We start from the raw sequence: 18975 nt of genomic DNA, 5'->3' as shown, positions 1-18975 counted from the left end.
GGTCAAATGTCCCTTCGACGTATTTCGGTCACCGCGGTGCGCAATCTGCACCCGGTGACCTTCTCCCCCTCTCCTCGCATCAATATCCTCTACGGTGCCAATGGCAGCGGAAAAACCAGCGTGCTCGAAGCTGTGCATCTGCTCGGCTTGGCGCGCTCATTCCGCAGTACCCGTCTCAACCCGGTGATTCAATACGAACAACCTACCTGCACGGTGTTTGGCCAAGTAGAGGTCGGTGACGACGGCGCGACCAGCAACCTTGGGATATCACGGGAACGTCAGGGTGATTTCACCATTCGAATCGACGGTCAGAATGCCCGCAGCGCAGCGCAATTGGCGGAGTTACTCCCGCTGCAACTGATCAACCCCGATAGCTTCCGCTTGCTTGAAGGGGCGCCGAAAGTCCGTAGGCAATTTTTGGACTGGGGTGTGTTCCACGTGGAACCTCGTTTCATGGCGACCTGGCAACGCCTGCAGAAGGCCCTCCGGCAGCGGAACTCGTGGCTGCGGCATGGTACACTTGACGCCGCTTCGCAAGCCGCCTGGGACCGGGAGTTGTGCCTGGCCAGCGCGGAAATAGATGAATACCGTCGCAATTACATCAAGGCCTTGAAGCCTGTCTTCGAGCGAACCCTGAATGAACTGGTCGAGCTGGAAGGTTTGACCCTGAGCTATTACCGGGGCTGGGACAAAGAACGCGAACTCGTTGACGTGCTGGCGGGTTCCCTTCTCCGGGATCAGCAAATGGGACATACCCAAGCCGGTCCGCAGAGAGCTGACCTGCGCCTACGATTGGGTACCAACAATGCCGCCGATATCCTGTCCCGGGGTCAGCAGAAGCTTGTTGTATGCGCCCTGCGCATTGCCCAAGGGCATCTCGTCAGCCAGGTTCGCCGCGGTCAATGTATTTATCTAGTGGATGATTTGCCGTCCGAGTTGGACGAGCAGCACCGCCGCGCACTGTGCCGCTTGCTTGACGAATTACGCTGCCAGGTGTTCATCACCTGTGTAGACCACGAATTACTGAGGGAAGGCTGGCAGACGGATACGCCAGTTGCTTTGTTCCACGTGGAACAAGGCCGTATCACCCAGACCCACGACCATCGGGAGTGAAGGCATGAGCGAAAATCAAACGTACGACTCCTCCAGCATCAAGGTGCTGAAAGGGCTGGATGCCGTACGCAAGCGTCCCGGCATGTACATTGGCGACACCGATGATGGTAGCGGCCTGCACCACATGGTCTTCGAGGTGGTCGACAACTCGATCGACGAGGCCCTCGCCGGCCACTGTGACGACATTACCGTCATCATTCACCCGGACGAGTCCATCAGTGTGCGCGACAATGGTCGCGGCATTCCGGTTGACGTGCATAAGGAAGAAGGCGTTTCCGCAGCGGAGGTCATCATGACCGTGCTGCACGCCGGCGGTAAGTTCGACGATAACTCGTACAAGGTATCCGGCGGCCTGCACGGCGTGGGTGTTTCCGTGGTGAACGCCCTTTCCGAGCAACTGGTGCTGACCGTGCGCCGCAGCGGCAAGATCTGGGAACAGACCTACGTCCACGGCGTTCCACAGGCACCAATGGCCGTGGTGGGTGACAGCGAAAGCACCGGCACCCATATCCATTTCAAGCCTTCCGCTGAAACCTTCAAGAACATTCACTTCAGCTGGGACATCCTGGCCAAGCGTATTCGTGAGCTGTCGTTCCTCAACTCGGGCGTAGGCATCCTGCTCAAGGACGAACGCTCCGGCAAGGAAGAGTTCTTCAAATACGAAGGCGGCCTGCGCGCATTCGTCGAATACCTGAACACCAACAAGACCCCGGTGAACTCCCAGGTATTCCACTTCAACGTCCAGCGCGACGATGGCGTAGGCGTGGAAGTGGCACTGCAATGGAATGACAGTTTCAACGAGAACCTGCTGTGTTTCACCAACAACATTCCCCAGCGTGACGGTGGTACCCACCTGGTGGGCTTCCGTTCCTCGCTGACCCGCAGCCTGAACAGCTACATCGAGCAGGAAGGCCTGGCCAAGAAGAACAAGGTTGCCACCACCGGTGACGACGCCCGTGAAGGCCTGACCGCGATCATCTCGGTCAAGGTGCCAGACCCGAAGTTCAGCTCCCAGACCAAGGACAAGCTGGTTTCCTCGGAGGTGAAGACCGCCGTTGAACAGGAGATGAACAAGTACTTCGCCGATTTCCTGTTGGAAAACCCCAACGAGGCCAAGGCCGTTGTCGGCAAGATGATCGACGCCGCGCGGGCGCGCGAGGCTGCGCGCAAGGCGCGGGAAATGACCCGCCGCAAAGGTGCGCTGGACATCGCTGGCCTGCCGGGCAAACTCGCTGATTGCCAGGAGAAAGACCCTGCTCTGTCCGAACTGTACCTGGTGGAGGGTGACTCCGCAGGTGGTTCGGCCAAGCAAGGCCGTAACCGTCGCACCCAGGCGATCCTGCCGCTCAAGGGCAAGATCCTCAACGTCGAGAAAGCTCGCTTCGACAAGATGATCTCGTCCCAGGAGGTCGGTACGCTGATCACCGCTCTGGGCTGTGGCATCGGCCGCGAAGAGTACAACATCGACAAACTGCGTTATCACAACATCATCATCATGACCGATGCCGACGTTGACGGTTCGCACATCCGTACCCTGCTGCTGACCTTCTTCTTCCGTCAGCTGCCGGAGTTGGTCGAGCGTGGCTATATCTACATCGCTCAGCCGCCGCTGTACAAGGTCAAGAAAGGCAAGCAAGAGCAGTACATCAAGGATGACGACGCCATGGAAGAATACATGACGCAGTCGGCCCTGGAAGACGCCAGCCTGCACCTGGACGAGTCGGCCCCGGCAGTTTCTGGCGTTCAACTGGAGAGCCTGGTGAACGAGTTCCGCGGGGTGATGAAGACCCTCAAGCGCCTGTCGCGTCTGTATCCGCAGGAACTGACCGAGCACTTTATCTACCTGCCTGAGGTTACACTCGAGCAACTGGCAGACCACGCCGTCATGCAGGCCTGGTTGTTGAAGTTCCAGGCGCGCCTGAGCGAGAGCCAGAAGTCCGGCCTGGTGTACAAGGCCAGCCTGCGCGAAGACAAAGAGCGCAACGTATGGTTGCCGGAAGTGGAAGTTACCTCTCACGGCCTAGCCAGCTACGTCACCTTCAACCGCGATTTCTTCGGCAGTAATGACTACCGTACCGTCGTGGCCTTGGGCAGCAAGCTGAGCACCCTGCTCGGCGAAGGTGCCTACGTGCAGCGTGGCGAGCGTCGCAAGGCTGTTACCGAGTTCAAGGAAGCCCTGGACTGGCTGATGAACGAGACCTCCAAACGTCATACCATCCAGCGCTATAAAGGGTTGGGTGAGATGAACCCGGACCAGCTGTGGGAAACCACAATGGACCCTACAGTGCGTCGCATGCTCAAAGTGACCATTGAAGATGCCATCGCTGCCGACCAGATCTTCAACACCCTGATGGGCGACGCGGTGGAACCTCGCCGCGACTTCATCGAAAGCAATGCCTTGTCGGTGTCTAATCTGGACTTCTGATACACCCGCTACACGCAGCTGAACCAGGAAAGCCAAGGTCTCATGACCTTGGCTTTTTTATTTCCCATCGCTCTTTGATTTATTCACAACTGGCCCTGGCGCCCGTCAGAAAGCGATCTATGCTGAGCAAACCGAAACGGAAGTCATCATTTTGCCAGTATTCGCGCAGGGCTGCGCAACCTCCCTCTAGGGCGATTTTCGCCTGCGCAACTTCCTTCTCGTGTGAACTCGCTATTCGTCTACGCCTTCGGTAATTGCAAAGCCGAGGCTCGCACTTGTTGTCTCACTCCGCCAGTCGCGACGAGCTGATGTGCCAGTACCGGCTAAACGGCGAGTTCGCGAACAACCCGCTGCGCATCCAGGGAGCCAAGCCATGAAAGTCGACGTCTCTTTCGAATTGAACAACCACGCACCGGTAAATCCGCCCGCCTTGGGCTTCGTGTACGTCGACCAAGGCAATTACCAGACCTTCGAGCTGGCATCTGGCCGTCCATTCACGTGCTACTCCGACAGCGCCACCTCCTGCATCATCACCGTGGTGGTGGCCAGCCATGGCGACCGAACCACGGCGACCATCGCGCACCTGGACAGCCCAAGCTGCATCAGCGCGTTCTTCACCATCGTGGCGGCTCAGTTGGCCGACAACTACCGGATCTATGCCCAGGGCGCGAACCCGCCAGACAACAGCACCTCGAAAGAGAACGCCGAGCAATTGCACGCCTGCATCGACCAATTGGGTAGCAAAGTCAGCGAGGCCAAGCTGTCGCTGCTGCAGGGCGACCCCAACCAGCAGAACCGCGGCATGTTCGGCCTGAGTTTCGACGGTGCCGGCAAGGCGTTGGCGACCAACCAGCCCTATACCTTGCAACTGTTCCAACGCGACCCAACCTGCGGCGGTCAGACCGTTTACTGCATCATGCGTCGCCAGGAGCAACCGCCTCGGCAGATTCGCGATGCCGCCCTGCCCTTCACCCACCAGGAATTGGTTGAACTGGCCTCGATCGCCATCCAGTTCCGCAAGACGCCTAGCGACCCCTCTACGGCGTTCACCAACATCGTCAACCTGGAAAGCGATGAGATCCGCCAGAACTGGTCGACCACCCCCGCCTACGAGGCGCCCTGGTTCTCCGATCAGCTCAAGCTGGGCGCGGCGTTCGCCATTGCCATGGCCCCGGTGGTAAGCCTCAGCGAATTGCACCTGCGCAAAACCACGCCGCCGTCCTTCGCGCGCTTGCGCAAGATCTTGCTGAGTCACTGAGCCGAGCCCATCGAAGCCGAGCAGAGGATGCACGCTCATGAAAATTGCAGTCATCAACACCGGCGGTACCATCAGTTGCGTGGGTAACCCGCTGGCGCCCATGTCCGCCGAGCAGTTCGCCAGCGCCAGCCAGCAACTCATCGACCCTATCCTGCAACAGCAATTCACTGACCTGCAGGTAGATTACCTGACGTCGGTCACCTTCCCTGAGTCCAGCACAAAGACCCTCGACAGCACCAACCTGCAGCCGACCGACTGGTGCATCATGGCCAAGGGAATCCTCGACAACTATGCAGCCTACGATGGTTTCGTCGTGCTGCATGGTACCGACAGCATGGACTTCAGCGGCACGGCGCTGTCGTTCCTGCTCAACAGCTTCGATAGCCGCGGCGTCGGTACGGCTGTGCTGAGCAAGCCGGTGATCATCACAGGGTCGCAGGTGCCGCTGTACTACCAGGCCAACAGCAGTTCCCCGCTTACTTTGAATTTCAACACCGACGCCTTCCAGAATGTCTGCGGCGCGGTAGCCATGGCGCAAAGCGGCATTGCGGAAGTCGGTGTGTATTTCCAGAACCACCTGTACCGCGGCAATCGCGCGGTGAAGACCAACGCCAGCGAATTCAATGCATTCAGCTCGCCCAATTACCCCGTCCTGGCCGAATATGGGGTGGCGCTGACGTTGAACAATGCCAACTGGTTGCCGGGGCCGGTGCACAGCAGTGTCAGCCTGGATGACGCGACGGTACTGGCGGCGCAGCAGGCGACGCTGGCGGCGGTCACTGCTTCCATCAATAATTTCCCGGTCATGCAGCTCAATGCTTTTCCGGCGTACTACAGCCAGAGCCCGGCCAAGTCGTTCATGGCCGGCTTGATCGATGCGGTGGTCGCGGCAGGTGCTACGGGAATCATTCTGGCGTCCTACGGCGAAGGTAACTTCCCGTCTGGAAACCCGGACAACCCAAGTCAGGGGGCGATCTACCAGGCACTGGATTTGGCCAACGAACAAGGGGTGAACATTGTCGACTGCACTCAGGTGCTGTCTGCCATGGTGAATAGCAGTGCCTACGCCGCCGGTGCGTGGTTGCCTCAGGTGGGCGCCCTGGCGCCTGCGGACATGACGCCGATGTCCGCGCTGGCCAAACTGATGATTCTCACGGCCTCGGCCAGCTACAACGGCTGGACCCGCAGCCAGGTACAGGACCTGTTCCAGACCGACCTTGCCGGCGAGATGCTCAGCGTCAACCAGCTCGACAGCCGACGCAATACCACCTTGCTGCCAGGCCAGTCGATCACGGCCCTTGATGGCAGCGCGCAGTTGCTCAACGACCCTGAGCTTGGCCCCGTACTGACGGGGGCGGGCGCCGCTAGCCCGTTGTGGCAACTGCCCTCCGCTCCCAGCGCTAACGCAATGCCCGGTCGACTGGTGATGCAGGACGACGGCAACCTGGTGTTCTACGGACGCGACAACCAGGCCTTGTGGGCTACCAATACCGGCAACCCGGCCGGTGCCTCCTCACGGCTGACGCTGACCGGTCGCTATGTGGCCGCCACGCCGGCGGCCAGTACCTTGAAGTTGCACGTGTTGAACTACTCGGCGAACACCATCGCCGCAACGCTGTACCCGGCTGTATGACGCAATCACACCTTACGAGAGGATCGAGCGATGTCTCTACTTGCGCGGCAATTCAAGCTCAGTGGCAGGGTAGCCCCCCAGGACCAGTTCCATCAGATCATCACCGATGCGGCGCTGTTGGCTGCGCCCGATGAGCACTACATCGCCCCGACGGTGGTTAACGTGAACATCGTCTATCCGCAAGCGCAGACCATTGGCGTGCAGAAATACGCGCCAACCGTGGTGGGTGGGTCGGCTGGGGGATACAACCCGGCGGAGGATTGCCAAGGCAACTTCATGTCTTACAAGTTTCAGCCCAATAACAACTGCTATGCCTATGGCTGCAACATCACCCCCAACACATTCCCACAGCCCGGTCGTCAAAGCGGCTACCTGCTGACCTCGGCTGACTTCAGCAAGTCCGTCGCAGGCCTCGGCGATGTCGTCAGCAGCTATGCCGTAAAAGACGGCTTGGTGATGGCGGGCATGAACATGGCTGAATTGATGAAGTTCAAGTCGAGCAAGCAAGGCACCAACCCCGGTGGCGTGGGTGTTGGCGTCGGCGCCCTGGGCGGGCATTTCGTGGCGTTGATGGTTTCCCCTGCCGGCGACGCCAACTGGCCCGGCGATTACCACTGGGCGCGTTGCGACAACTCGGCAGGCGGCTGTGACTCCTGGTCGCAGAAGGATGGTAATGACCAGGTCACCAACTTTGACTTCGCTGGCAATCCGATCACCAACCCGGCCACAGCAAACTGGACGGTCAACCAGGGACCTATCTCGAACACCAATACCAACGAACTGGTGGCCAGCTACGAGTTCTACTGCTTCATGTTCGTCCCTGATACAGGCGTGAATATCATCTAAGGGCACAGCGGCCTGGGCACTGTAATCGGTGTCCAGGCTGCCTGTTCCACGTGGAACATTCGATCAACCTCGTGACGCCCCTCCTCGCCGCCCCTTCCACGCCATTGAGCGCACCCGCAGCAGCGTCCATAATTCGCGGTGCTTCTTACGTTGATGCTGTTTCATGCATCTGAGTCAAACCTGTTTACTGCCTACACCTCTATAAAGGTGCGGTGGAAAATTTGGAGAATGCGATGAACATCGGCAACAACCTGCACGTGGAAGCCTTGTTCGACGAGGTGACCTCGACCATCAGCTACCTGCTCATGGACCGTGAGACACGGCGATGTGCCTTGGTCGACAGCGTACTGGACTACGACCCGAAATCCGGCCGCACCGGCTATGCCAGCGCCGACAAGCTGGTCGCTCGGGTAGAGGCACTGGGCGCCGAGGTAGAGTGGATTCTCGAGACCCATGTGCATGCCGATCACCTGTCGGCGGCGGCCTACCTCAAGGGGCGGCTCGGCGGCCAGATAGCGATTGGTGCGCACATCACCCAAGTGCAAAAGGTATTCGGCGTACTATTCAACGCCGAGCCGGGTTTCGCCCGCGACGGCAGCCAGTTCGACGTGCTGCTCCAGGATGAAGAAGCATTCCTGATCGGCAACCTGCGCGCGCGCGCCCTGCATACGCCTGGCCATACTCCGGCGTGCATGAGCTATGCGATCGAGGATGCCGGCGAAACCGCAATATTCGTCGGCGACACCTTGTTCATGCCCGACTACGGCACCGCGCGCTGCGATTTCCCTGGCGCTGATGCGCGCACGCTGTATCGTTCGATCCGGCGCCTGTTGGCCTTCCCCGCCTCGACTCGCCTGTTCATGTGCCACGACTACCTGCCCGGCGGGCGCGAGCTGCGTTACATGACCACAGTGGCCGAGCAGCGTGCCGACAATGTGCATATCAACGACAGCGTCAGCGAAGACGCCTTCGTGGCCATGCGTGAAGCCCGCGATGCCACGCTGGACATGCCGGTGCTGATGTTGCCATCGGTGCAGGTGAACATGCGCAGTGGGCAATTGCCTGAGCCTGAGGAAAACGGCGTGCGCTACCTCAAGGTGCCCCTGAATGTGTTGTAGGGCCGGTCGCAGGGGTATTCAGTGATCGAACAGCAGTTTCTCGGCGCTGGTCTGGGGGCTTTGATCGGTGCGGTGCTGGCGCTTACCGGTGCGGGTGGAGGCATTCTCGCGGTGCCGCTGCTGGTCTTCGGCCTGGGCTTTTCCATGGTCGAGGCGGCGCCTGTCGGCCTGCTGGCCGTGGGGATGGCGGCCGCCGTCGGCGCGGGGCTTGGGTTGCGCCAAGGCCTGGTGCGTTATCGCGCAGCACTGTTCATTGCCTCGATCGGTATCGCCTGCACGCCGTTCGGCTTGATGCTCGCACACCGTTTGCCTAACACGCCGCTCGCTCTGGTGTTCTCCGGGGTGCTGGTTCATGCCTGCCTGCGTATCTGGCGCAAGGCGGCCCGCGAGTTGCGCGGCGAGTCACCCTGTGGCGACCGCCAGATCATGCCGTGCGTGCTCAACCCACTGCAGGGGCGCCTGCGCTGGACCCTGCCCTGTGCCAAGGCGCTGGCGTTCACTGGGATGCTTTCGGGACTGCTCTCCGGCTTGCTGGGCGTGGGCGGCGGCTTCGTGATCGTGCCTGCCTTGGGCCGCTATACCAACCTGAACATGAAGAGTATCGTCGCCACCTCGCTGGCGGTGATCGCCCTGGTGTCCACAGGCAGTGTGGTCACCGCCAGCCTGACGGGGGTGATGCACTGGTGGGTGGGTGCGCCCTTTGCCCTGGGCGCCGTACTTGGCCTGTTGCTGGCACGCCCGCTGGCGGCGAAGCTGGCCGGCCCGCGTTTGCAGCAGCTGTTCGCCGTGGCGGGCTTCAGCGCTGCACTGTTGCTGGCGGGCAAGGCACTACTCGGCTAGTAGCTCGTCCTGCTGGGCGGCGCACAGTGCCAACAGGTAGTCCCATACCACGCGCAGGCGCACCGACTTGTGCAGCTCGCGCCGGGTGCTGATCCAGTAGCTGCGCTGGATGGTCTCGCTGGGCAGCACGCGCACCAGCGTCGGGTCGTGGCGAGCCATGAAGTTGGGCAGCACGGCGATGCCCAGCCCTGCCTGCGCGGCCCGCTGCTGGGCGATCACGCTGGTGCTGCGGAAGACCACGTTGGGCGCCCGGCAGAAGCTGTTGAGGAACAGCAGTTCCTGGCTGAACAGCAGGTCGTCGACGTAGCCGATCCAGCTGTGTTTGGCCAGGTCCTCGCGGTGGCGCAAGGGCGGCGCGCGGTCCAGGTAGGCTTGGCTGGCATACAGCGCCAGGCGGTAGTCGGTGAGCTTGCGGGTGATCAGCAGGTCGGCGTTGGGCCGCTCCAGGTGCACGCTGATTTCTGCTTCGCGGTTGAGGATGCTGACGAAGCGCGGCACGGCCACCAGTTCCACCTCAAGGCCGGGGTAGCGTTCGAACAACGCGTTCAGGCGTGGGGTAAAGAAAGCGATACCGATGCCCTCGGTCACTCCCAGGCGAATCTTGCCCAGCGGGGCAATGGCCTGGGTGATTTCTTCCTGGGCCAGCAGCGCGACGTTCTCCATTGCCTCGGCATGCTTGAGCAGGGCATGGCCGGAGGGCGTCAATTCGTAGCCTTGGGCATGCTGCACGAAAAGTGGTGTGCCCAGGCTCTGCTCGATGTTCTCGATATGCCGGGCCACGGTGCTGTGGGTAGTGTTGAGACGTTTGGCCGCAGTCAGCAGGCGGCCGCTGCGCTGCAACTCCAGGAAAAACCGCAGGTCGTTCCAATCGAACATGGGCTCCCTCTTTTGTTGTTCATGCGGGCCTTTCTCGGCTCATGGCTGTGCACATCGAGCAGGGCCCGCGGGAGCGGGACCGTGGCCAGCGCTGTGCTAAAACGCACAACGGCTGCGCAAAATCTCGTGTTTCGTCCACGAAATTAATCAATAAGATGGATCGGGACAAGAACAATAATCAGGCGCGAGGTTGCATATGCCATCAGCCGATTCTGTCTTCGACTATGTGGTCGTAGGCGCTGGACCTGCCGGCTGCCTGCTGGCCAATCGTCTTTCCGCCGACCCTTCCTGCCGCGTCCTGTTGCTGGAAGCAGGTGGTCGCGACAATTACCCGTGGATCCACATCCCCGTCGGTTACCTCTACTGCATCAATAACCCACGCACCGACTGGTGCTTCAAGACCGAAGCGCAACCTGGCCTTGAGGGTCGGAGCCTGAGCTACCCGCGTGGCCGGGTGCTGGGCGGCAGCTCTTCCATCAACGGCATGATCTACATGCGTGGCCAAGCCGGCGACTACGACCGCTGGGCCGAGCAAGGCAATGAAGGATGGGCCTGGAAGGACGTTTTGCCGCTATTCAAGGCCAGCGAAAGCCACTTTGGTGGTGCCAGCGAAAGCCATGGCGGCGATGGCGAATGGCGGGTCGAACGCCAGCGCTACAGCTGGCCGATTCTCGACGCCTTCCGCGACGCTGCCGAGCAGACCGGCATCGCCAAGGTCGACGACTTCAATACCGGTGACAACCAAGGCTGTGGATATTTCCAAGTCAACCAGCGCAGTGGCGTGCGTTGGAATGCCTCCAAGGCCTTCCTGCGGCCCATACGGCATCGGCCCAACCTGACCGTGCTGACCGACGTACAGGTCGACAGGGTGCTGCTGGACAACACCCGTGCCACGGCAGTGAAAGCCCGCCACCAAGGTGCGTGGCGGGAGTTCGCGGCACGCCGCGAAATCATTCTCTGCGCAGGTTCGGTCGGCTCGCCCGGTATTCTTCAGCGCTCAGGCATTGGCCCACGCAAACTGCTCGAAGGCCTCGGCATTGGTGTGCGCCACGAGTTGCCCGGTGTTGGGGGCAACTTGCAGGACCACCTGCAACTGCGGCTGATCTACCAGGTTCAGAACACCCGTACCCTTAACCAGATGGCCAATAACCTGTGGGGCAAGCTAGGCATGGGCCTGCACTACCTGTATGCCCGCAGCGGTCCGTTGGCCATGGCGCCAAGCCAACTGGGCGCGTTCGTGCGCTCCAGCCCCGACCAGCCCAGCGCCAACCTGCAATATCACGTGCAGCCGTTATCGCTGGAGCGTTTTGGCGAGCCGCTGCACCGTTTCCCGGCGTTTACCGCCTCGGTCTGCAACCTGCGCCCGACCAGCCGTGGCCGCATCGACATTCGCTCGGCCGACCCAGCGGCGGCACCGCTGATCGACCCCAACTACCTCAGCGACCCGCAGGATCTTCGCGTTGCCGCCGATGCCATTCGCATCACCCGGCGTATCGTCCAGGCCCCTGCCCTCGCCGCCTTCGCCCCGCGTGAGTACCTGCCAGGCCCCACGTTGCATACCGAGGAGGAACTGCACGAGGCCGCCGGGAAAATCGGCACCACCATCTTCCACCCCGTCGGCACCTGCCGCATGGGCAACGGGCCGCTGGACGTCGTCGACAGCCAGCTGCGCGTCCACGGTGTACCCGGCTTGCGGGTGGCCGACGCTTCGATCATGCCGCAGATCGTCTCCGGCAATACCTGTTCACCTACATTGATGATCGCCGAGAAGGCGGCGCAATTGATCCTCAAGGGGGCTCCCACGCAGACCAACTTCAGCGAAACCAGCGCAATACCGACGCCCTGACCCGGGTGCGTGCAACACCGGCGGCTTGCGGTCGAAAGCCGTCGACAGTGGAACAAAAAGAATAATCACTGTGGCCTGCGGGCCGAGGACAGCAACGATGTCGGATTACATCCAAGAGCAAAGCGCGGCTGCGCCCAGCACCAGCCGACGTGAGGAACGCAAGATCATTTTCGCGTCATCCCTCGGGACGGTGTTCGAGTGGTATGACTTTTTTCTCTATGGCGCACTGGCCGCCGTCATCAGCAAGCAGTTCTTCGCCGGGGTCAACGACACCACGGCGTTCATCTTCGCGCTGATGGCCTTCGCTGCGGGCTTCCTGGTACGGCCCTTCGGTGCGTTGGTGTTCGGCCGCCTGGGGGATATGATCGGGCGCAAGTACACCTTCCTGGTGACCATCGTGCTGATGGGGGTCTCCACCTTCGCCGTCGGCCTGTTGCCGACCTACGCCAGTATCGGCATTGCCGCGCCGATCATCCTGGTGATTCTGCGCATGCTCCAGGGCCTGGCCCTTGGCGGTGAGTACGGCGGCGCGGCCACCTATGTGGCCGAGCACGCACCGCCTGGCAAGCGTGGCTTCCACACCGGGTTCATCCAGTCCACCGCTACCTTGGGCCTGCTGCTTTCGTTGGTGGTGGTGCTGGCCAGCCGTTACATCAGTGGCGATCAGTTCGAAACCTGGGGCTGGCGCTTGCCGTTCCTGCTGTCGATCGTGCTGCTGGCGATCTCCACGTGGATCCGCATGAGCATGCACGAGTCGCCGGCCTTCGTGAAAATGAAGGCCCAGGGCAAGGTGAGCAAGTCGCCGATTCGTGAGTCGTTCACCTCCTGGCCGAACCTCAAGGTGGTGCTCACTGCCCTGTTCAGCATCAACGCAGGCCAGGCCGTGACCTTCTACACGGCGCAGTTCTACGTGCTGTTCTTCATGACGCAGATGCTCAAGATGGACCCGGCCCAGGCGAACACCTTGCTGATCATCAGCGTGATCATCGGTGCGCCGTTCTTCGTGTTCTTCGGCTGGCTGTCCGACCGCGTGGGGCGCAAGCCGATCCTGATGCTTGGCCTGTTGCTGGCCACGGTGTGCTACTTCCCGATGTTCAAGGCCCTGAGCCACTACGCCAACCCGCAGATCGATAGTGCCAGCCGCCAGGCGCCGATCGTGGTCCATGCCGACCCGCAGGGTTGCACCTTCCAGTTCGACCCGGTAGGCAAGGCGCGCTTCGACAGCCCATGCGACAAGGTCAAGACCTTCCTGGTCAAGCAGGGCCTGCCGTATAGCTCCGCGAGTACCAGTGGCAGCGATGTTTCGGTGAGCATCGGCGACAAGACCATCAATGGCTTCGACGAAGCCGCCATGCGTGCAGCGATCGCCGAAGCCGGCTATCCAGCCAAGGCCGATGCCTCGCAGGTGAACGAGGTGATGGTGGTGGTGCTGATCGTGGCGATGATCCTGATCGCGACCATGACCTACGGCCCACTGGCAGCGGTGATGGTAGAGCTGTTCCCGACGCGCATTCGCTACACCTCGATGTCCCTGCCCTATCACATCGGCAACGGCTGGTTCGGTGGCTTCCTGCCGACCGTTTCGTTCGCGCTGGTGGTGTACACCGGGGATATCTTCTATGGGCTGTGGTACCCGGTGCTGATTACCGGGGTGAGCCTCGTAGTAGGGATGTTCTGCCTGAAAGAGACCCGCGATGTGGATATCGACAAAGTCTGACAGCGGGGTTTTGGGCTGAATCTACCGGCCTATTCGCGGGTAAACCCACTCCCACAGGTACTGCACCGCCCTCAAGGCCGCAGCTGAACCTGTGGGAGCGGGTTTACCCGCGAAGAACCCACCGCGAACCCAAGAAAAAACCGGCGTAAAAGCCGGTTTTTTTATAGCTCGAAAAAACTTATGCACGATTTTCGAAAAACTGCTTATGCAAGAAATAAATATGCAAATCAATCAGTTAACGAACTTTAGCAACGGGTAATCCCAAAACTGCTAACACGTTATCCACAGATCGTCAGATAACCGGCTGGGGTGCGTTTTCCGGTGTCGGTGGCAGCGAACCCATTGCCCGCTGAGCCGCCTCGTTCCACGCCTGGGCGCGATCGTTCAGCTCAGCGATTGCCCGTGGTCCAGTGCCCTCTGCGTACATCGGCTCGCCGATTACCACCTCGATGGTGCCCGAACGCTTGCCCCAGCCCGACTTGGGCCAGAACTTGCCGGCATTGTGCGCCACCGGCAGTATCGGCAGCCCGGCGTTCACTGCCAATGCGGTACCGCCGCGGGAAAACTTGCCCACCTGGCCGTGCGGCACGCGCGTGCCTTCCGGGAAAATCAGCACCCACACGCCTTGCTTGAGCAGCTCGTCGCCTTTGCTCGCCACGTGGCGCAGGGCTTCCTTGGGGGTGCTGCGGTCAATGGCGATAGGCCGCAGCATGGCCATCGCCCAGCCGAAGAACGGCACGTACAGCAGTTCACGCTTGAGCACCTGGCTCAGGGGCGAGAAATACGCCGACAGGAAGAACGTCTCCCAGGTGCTCTGGTGGTTGGAGAGGATCACGCAGGGCGTCTGCGGCACGTTCTCGGCGCCGGTGATCTTGTAGCGGATGCCCAGGATTACCTCCGCCAACAGCACCGCGAAGCGGCACCAGTACACGTTGATGAACCGGTAGCGCTTGGCGAATGGCAGGAATGGTGCAACGAAAAAGCTCAGCGAGCACCACAGCAACGAACTGGTACCCAACAGCAGGTAAAAAAGAAAAACTCTGATCGCCTGCAGGATCGACATAGTGGCATGTACCGTTGCGGGACGTGCCCGCCTTGGGAAAAGTGCGCCGGTCGGCGCACTAATGAGTAAGTTCTCTGGCGATACCCGCCAAATCATCGAATATCAATACATTTTCTGGAACGCCTTTGCTCAGCGTTCTCTCGCCCTTGCCGGTTTTCACCAACACGGGTTGTGCATCGACGGCCAGGGCAGCCTCGAGGTCACCTTTACTGTCGCCGACAAACCATACACCTGCCAGATCGGCCTGGTAATGCTCGGCGATTGCTTGCAGCATGCCGGGCTTGGGCTTGCGGCAATCGCAGCCGTCATCCGGGCCATGCGGGCAATACACGATGTGGCCGACCTCGCCGCCCTGCTCGGCCACCAGCGCGCGCAGCCGCGCGTGCATGGCCTCAAGGGTTTCCAACGAATAATAGCCACGGGCGATGCCGGACTGGTTGGTGGCCACTGCCACCGTCCAGCCCGCCTTGCTCAACTGCGCGATGGCCTCGATCGAGCCAGGAATGGGCAGCCATTCCTCCAGCGACTTGATGTAGGCGTCGGAGTCCTGGTTGATCACCCCGTCTCGATCGAGAATCAGCAGTTTCAAGGCTTACCCCAGCAAAGAGATATCGGCCACGCCCAGGAACAGGCCGCGCAGGCGGCTGAGCAGGGCATAACGGTTGGCGCGCACCTTGGCGTCCTCGGCGTTGACCATCACGGCCTCGAAGAAGGCGTCGACGGGGTCGCGCAGTGCGGCCAGGCGGGCCAGCGACTCACTGTACTGGCGTGCGGCAGCCATTGGCTGCACGGCCTGGTCGGCCTGCTGGATCGCCGAGTACAGGGAGAACTCGTTGGCATTGTCGAAGTACTTCGGCTCCACCTGCTCCGAGATAGCGCCCTCGGCCTTGCTCAGCAGGTTCGACACGCGCTTGTTCACTGCGGCCAGGGCCTCGGCTTCCGGCAGCTTGCGGAAGGCCTGCACGGCCTGCACGCGCTGGTCGAAGTCCAGTGCCGAACCCGGCTTGAGCGCACGTACCGACAGGTAAGTGGCTACGTCCACGCCTTCATCTTCATAACGTGCACGCAGGCGGTCGAAGACGAACTCCAGCACCTGCTCGGCAAGGCCTGCGGTCTTGACCTTTGCGCCGTACTGCTTGACTGCGAAATCGACGGCCTCGTTCAGGTCCAGGTCCAGCTGCTTCTCGATCAGGATACGCAGCACGCCCAGGGCCGCACGGCGCAAGGCGTAAGGGTCCTTGCTGCCGGTGGGCAGCATGCCGATGCCGAAAATACCCACCAGGGTGTCGAGCTTGTCGGCCACTGCCACCGCGGCACCGGTCAGGGTTTCTGGCAATTCGGCACCGGCACCGCGCGGCATGTACTGCTCGTTCAGGGCCAGGGCGACGTCCTGCGGCTCGCCGTCGTTGAGGGCGTAGTAGTAACCGGCGATGCCTTGCATTTCAGGGAATTCGCCGACCATCTCGGTGGCCAGGTCGCATTTGGACAGCAGGCCTGCGCGGGCGGCGCGCTCGGCGTTCCCGCCAATGCGTGGGGCAATGAAGGCAGCCAGCTTGGAAACGCGCTCGGCCTTGTCGAACACCGTGCCCAGCTGAGCCTGGAATACCACGTTCTTCAGGCGCTCGTTGAAGCTTTCCAGCGGTTGCTTCTTGTCTTGCTTGAAGAAGAACTCGGCGTCGGTCAGGCGCGGGCGCACGACCTTTTCGTTGCCCTGCACGATCTGCTGCGGGTCGCGGCTCTCGACGTTGGCCACGGTGATGAAGCGCGGCAGCAGCTTGCCTTCGCTGTCCAGCAGACAGAAGTACTTCTGGTTGTCCTGCATGGTGGTGATCAGCGCTTCCTGCGGCACTTCGAGGAAACGTTCCTCGAAAGAGCACACCAGCGGCACTGGCCATTCGACCAGCGCGGTCACTTCATCCAGCAGCGCAGGCGGCACGATGGCGGTGCCTTCCTGCTGCATGGCCAGTTCAGCGGTACGCTTGGCGATCAGCTCGCGGCGCTCGGCGAAGTCGGCCAGCACGTAGGCTTTGCGCAGGTCTTCGACGTAATTGGCCGGGGCGGAAATAGTGATGTTCTGCGGTGCGTGGAAGCGGTGGCCACGGGATTGGCGTCCGGCTTTCTGCGAAAGGAGGGTGCAATCGACCACCTGCTCGCCCAGCAGCATTACCAGCCACTGGGTCGGACGCACGAACTCTTCACGGCTGGCGGCCCAGCGCATGCGCTTGGGAATCGGCAGGTCGTTGAGCGAGTCTTCGACGATGGTCGGCAGCAGGCTGGCGGTGGCCTTGCCTGGAATGTGCTGGGAGAAGCGCAGCTTGGCGCCGCTCTGGTCGATTTCCGACAGCTCTACGCCGCACTTCTTGGCAAAACCCAGGGCCGCCTGGGTCGGTTGGCCTTCGGCATTGAACGCCGCTTGCAGGGGCGGGCCGTCGATATTGATGCTGCGGTCGGGCTGCTGCACGTCGAGCTGACGGATCAACACGGCCAGGCGGCGCGGCGCGGCGTACACGGACTTGCCGGTGTAGTTCAGGCCAGCGGCCTGCAGGCCTTTCTCGATGCCTGCCAGGAAGGCGTCGCCGAGGGTGGCGAGAGCCTTGGGTGGCAGCTCTTCGGTGCCCAGTTCAACCAGGAAATCTTGAGCACTCATTGTGCAGCCTCCAGCTTCGCCAACACTTCGTCACGCAGTTCAGGGGTAGCCATCGGGAAGCCCAGGCGTGCACGGGCTTGCAGGTAGCTTTGCGCCACGTCCCGGGCCAGGGTACGGACACGCAGGATATAGCGCTGGCGCTCGGTCACCGAGATGGCGCGGCGGGCGTCCAGCAGGTTGAAGGTGTGGGAGGCCTTCAACACCATTTCGTAGGTCGGCAGCGGCAGTTCAAGCTTGATCAGGCGGTTCGCTTCGCTTTCGTAGAAGTCGAACAGCTCGAACAGCTTGTCGACGTTGGCGTGCTCGAAGTTGTAGGTAGACTGCTCCACTTCGTTCTGGTGGAACACATCGCCATAGGTGACCTTGCCGAACGGGCCGTCGGCCCACACCAGGTCGTACACCGAGTCGACACCCTGGATGTACATGGCCAGCCGCTCCAGGCCATAGGTGATTTCACCGGTGACCGGGTAGCACTCGATGCCGCCGACCTGCTGGAAGTAGGTGAACTGGGTCACTTCCATGCCGTTCAGCCAGATTTCCCAGCCCAGGCCCCAGGCGCCCAGGGTCGGCGATTCCCAGTTGTCTTCGACGAAGCGAATGTCGTGCACCAGCGGGTCCAGGCCGATGGCTTTCAGCGAGCCCAGGTACAGCTCCTGGAAGTTGGCCGGGTTCGGCTTGAGCACAACCTGGAACTGGTAGTAGTGCTGCAGGCGGTTGGGGTTTTCGCCATACCGCCCGTCGGCGGGGCGACGGCTGGGCTGCACGTAGGCGGCGTTCCAGGTCTCGGGGCCGACGGCGCGCAGGAAGGTCGCGGTATGGAAAGTGCCGGCGCCTACTTCCATATCGTAGGGCTGAAGTACCACACAACCTTGAGCTGCCCAGTAGTTCTGCAGGGCGAGGATCAGGTCTTGGAAGGTACGCACGGCTGGCGTAGGCTGGCTCACGAAATTCACCTGTATCTGGGGATGCGGATGTAAAGAGCGGGAGTATAACCCGATTCGCCTCGCCCTCTACTCATTGGAGCCTTATGCCACGCTGCTTTTGGTGTACCGACGATCCGTTGTACCAGGCCTACCATGACCAGGAATGGGGAACGCCCCAGCGTGACCCGGCGTTGCTCTTCGAGATGCTTTTGCTCGAAGGGTTCCAGGCCGGCCTCTCGTGGATCACCGTGCTGCGCAAACGCGAGCACTACCGCAAGGTGATGTTCGGCTTCGATCCGCACCAACTGGCGCAGATGAGCGACGAGCGCATCGAGGAACTGCTGCTCGACCCTGGCATCATCCGCAACCGCCTGAAGGTCAATGCCGCGCGGCGCAACGCGCGGGCCTGGCTGGCCCTGGAAAACCCGGCCGAGTGGCTGTGGTCGTTCGTCGGCGGCACGCCGAAGATCAACCATTTCAAGGGCCGCGCAGAGATGCAGGCAGTTACCGACGAGGCCAAGGCCATGAGCAAGGCGTTGCAGAAGAAGGGCTTCACCTTCGTCGGCCCGACCATCTGCTACGCCTTCATGCAGGCCACCGGCATGGTCATGGACCACACCACCGATTGCGATCGCTACGCCGCGCTGGCGCGCTGAAGCGTTACAATGCG

The 18975-nt window shown here is 61.4% G+C and carries 15 protein-coding genes; 10 read left to right on the top strand and 5 right to left on the bottom strand.

Going from position 1 to position 18975, the window contains the following annotated elements:
- Positions 1-6: 6 nt before the first annotated feature.
- The 7 genes from recF to RAC97_RS06500 all read left to right on the top strand — a co-directional run bounded on the left by recF (position 7) and on the right by RAC97_RS06500 (position 9233).
- Positions 7-1113 (top strand): DNA replication/repair protein RecF, encoded by a 1107-nt coding sequence (recF, locus tag RAC97_RS06530; protein WP_375098450.1) that lies wholly within the window; start codon positions 7-9, stop codon positions 1111-1113.
- A 4-nt stretch (positions 1114-1117) separates the two neighbouring features.
- Complete coding sequence (gyrB, locus tag RAC97_RS06525; RefSeq protein WP_375098449.1) at positions 1118-3538, top strand: DNA topoisomerase (ATP-hydrolyzing) subunit B; 2421 nt, start codon at positions 1118-1120, stop codon at positions 3536-3538.
- A gap of 373 nt (positions 3539-3911) precedes the next feature.
- Positions 3912-4796: a hypothetical protein gene (locus RAC97_RS06520; protein ID WP_375098448.1), complete on the top strand. Its 885-nt coding sequence runs from the start codon at positions 3912-3914 to the stop codon at positions 4794-4796.
- Positions 4797-4833: 37 nt separating this feature from the next.
- Positions 4834-6429 (top strand): asparaginase domain-containing protein, encoded by a 1596-nt coding sequence (locus RAC97_RS06515; protein WP_375098447.1) that lies wholly within the window; start codon positions 4834-4836, stop codon positions 6427-6429.
- A 30-nt stretch (positions 6430-6459) separates the two neighbouring features.
- A complete protein-coding gene (locus RAC97_RS06510; RefSeq protein ID WP_375098446.1) occupies positions 6460-7275 on the top strand; it encodes a hypothetical protein in 816 nt (271 codons plus the stop codon).
- Between the two features lie 233 nt (positions 7276-7508).
- The gene (locus RAC97_RS06505) at positions 7509-8393 is read left to right on the top strand and encodes an MBL fold metallo-hydrolase (RefSeq protein WP_375098445.1); all 885 of its coding nucleotides are present in this window, start codon (positions 7509-7511) and stop codon (positions 8391-8393) included.
- A 21-nt stretch (positions 8394-8414) separates the two neighbouring features.
- On the top strand, positions 8415-9233 hold the full coding sequence (locus RAC97_RS06500) for a sulfite exporter TauE/SafE family protein (RefSeq protein ID WP_375098444.1): 819 nt from the start codon (positions 8415-8417) through the stop codon (positions 9231-9233).
- On the opposite strand, the gene RAC97_RS06495 is transcribed toward RAC97_RS06500, so the two are convergent.
- A complete protein-coding gene (locus RAC97_RS06495) occupies positions 9222-10109 on the bottom strand; it encodes a LysR family transcriptional regulator (RefSeq protein WP_375098443.1) in 888 nt (295 codons plus the stop codon). The genes RAC97_RS06500 and RAC97_RS06495 overlap by 12 nt on opposite strands.
- Before the next feature lie 196 nt (positions 10110-10305).
- Between RAC97_RS06495 and RAC97_RS06490 the strand changes: the two genes are divergently transcribed.
- The gene (locus RAC97_RS06490; RefSeq protein ID WP_375098442.1) at positions 10306-11955 is read left to right on the top strand and encodes a GMC family oxidoreductase; all 1650 of its coding nucleotides are present in this window, start codon (positions 10306-10308) and stop codon (positions 11953-11955) included.
- 97 nt (positions 11956-12052) lie between these two features.
- Positions 12053-13672 (top strand): MFS transporter, encoded by a 1620-nt coding sequence (locus tag RAC97_RS06485; RefSeq protein ID WP_375098441.1) that lies wholly within the window; start codon positions 12053-12055, stop codon positions 13670-13672.
- A gap of 292 nt (positions 13673-13964) precedes the next feature.
- Here RAC97_RS06485 and RAC97_RS06480 read toward each other — a convergent pair whose 3' ends face one another.
- From RAC97_RS06480 to glyQ, 4 genes are read right to left on the bottom strand one after another with little or no spacing between them, the layout of a single operon-like run.
- Positions 13965-14735 (bottom strand): lysophospholipid acyltransferase family protein, encoded by a 771-nt coding sequence (locus RAC97_RS06480; RefSeq protein ID WP_375098440.1) that lies wholly within the window; start codon positions 14733-14735, stop codon positions 13965-13967.
- 58 nt (positions 14736-14793) lie between these two features.
- On the bottom strand, positions 14794-15324 hold the full coding sequence (gene gmhB / locus RAC97_RS06475) for a D-glycero-beta-D-manno-heptose 1,7-bisphosphate 7-phosphatase (protein ID WP_375098439.1): 531 nt from the start codon (positions 15322-15324) through the stop codon (positions 14794-14796).
- Positions 15325-15327: 3 nt separating this feature from the next.
- Complete coding sequence (gene glyS, locus RAC97_RS06470) at positions 15328-17382, bottom strand: glycine--tRNA ligase subunit beta (RefSeq protein ID WP_375098438.1); 2055 nt, start codon at positions 17380-17382, stop codon at positions 15328-15330.
- Positions 17379-18326, bottom strand: coding sequence for a glycine--tRNA ligase subunit alpha (glyQ, locus tag RAC97_RS06465; protein ID WP_003253126.1), 948 nt, complete (start codon positions 18324-18326; stop codon positions 17379-17381). Before glyQ ends, glyS begins: the two co-directional genes overlap by 4 nt.
- An 83-nt stretch (positions 18327-18409) precedes the next feature.
- On the opposite strand from glyQ, the gene RAC97_RS06460 reads away from it, so the two are divergent.
- Positions 18410-18961, top strand: coding sequence for a DNA-3-methyladenine glycosylase I (locus RAC97_RS06460; protein WP_375098437.1), 552 nt, complete (start codon positions 18410-18412; stop codon positions 18959-18961).
- Positions 18962-18975 lie beyond the last annotated feature (14 nt).

Origin of the sequence: Pseudomonas sp. LS_2, from assembly GCF_042709235.1 — a bacterium.
In the GTDB taxonomy this organism is placed as follows: domain Bacteria; phylum Pseudomonadota; class Gammaproteobacteria; order Pseudomonadales; family Pseudomonadaceae; genus Aquipseudomonas.
The sequence above is the reverse complement of the archived record's forward strand: the minus strand, read 5'-3'. Positions and strand labels throughout refer to the sequence as shown.

Bases quoted from the DNA above. Each gene is read 5' to 3' on its own strand.
- recF (WP_375098450.1), top strand. From the start codon at position 7: ATGTCCCTTCGACGTATTTCGGTCACCGCGGTGCGCAATCTGCACCCG.
- gyrB (WP_375098449.1), top strand. From the start codon at position 1,118: ATGAGCGAAAATCAAACGTACGACTCCTCCAGCATCAAGGTGCTGAAA.
- RAC97_RS06520 (WP_375098448.1), top strand. From the start codon at position 3,912: ATGAAAGTCGACGTCTCTTTCGAATTGAACAACCACGCACCGGTAAAT.
- RAC97_RS06515 (WP_375098447.1), top strand. From the start codon at position 4,834: ATGAAAATTGCAGTCATCAACACCGGCGGTACCATCAGTTGCGTGGGT.
- RAC97_RS06510 (WP_375098446.1), top strand. From the start codon at position 6,460: ATGTCTCTACTTGCGCGGCAATTCAAGCTCAGTGGCAGGGTAGCCCCC.
- RAC97_RS06505 (WP_375098445.1), top strand. From the start codon at position 7,509: ATGAACATCGGCAACAACCTGCACGTGGAAGCCTTGTTCGACGAGGTG.
- RAC97_RS06495 (WP_375098443.1), bottom strand. From the start codon at position 10,109: ATGTTCGATTGGAACGACCTGCGGTTTTTCCTGGAGTTGCAGCGCAGC.
- RAC97_RS06490 (WP_375098442.1), top strand. From the start codon at position 10,306: ATGCCATCAGCCGATTCTGTCTTCGACTATGTGGTCGTAGGCGCTGGA.
- RAC97_RS06485 (WP_375098441.1), top strand. From the start codon at position 12,053: ATGTCGGATTACATCCAAGAGCAAAGCGCGGCTGCGCCCAGCACCAGC.
- RAC97_RS06480 (WP_375098440.1), bottom strand. From the start codon at position 14,735: ATGTCGATCCTGCAGGCGATCAGAGTTTTTCTTTTTTACCTGCTGTTG.
- glyS (WP_375098438.1), bottom strand. From the start codon at position 17,382: ATGAGTGCTCAAGATTTCCTGGTTGAACTGGGCACCGAAGAGCTGCCA.
- RAC97_RS06460 (WP_375098437.1), top strand. From the start codon at position 18,410: ATGCCACGCTGCTTTTGGTGTACCGACGATCCGTTGTACCAGGCCTAC.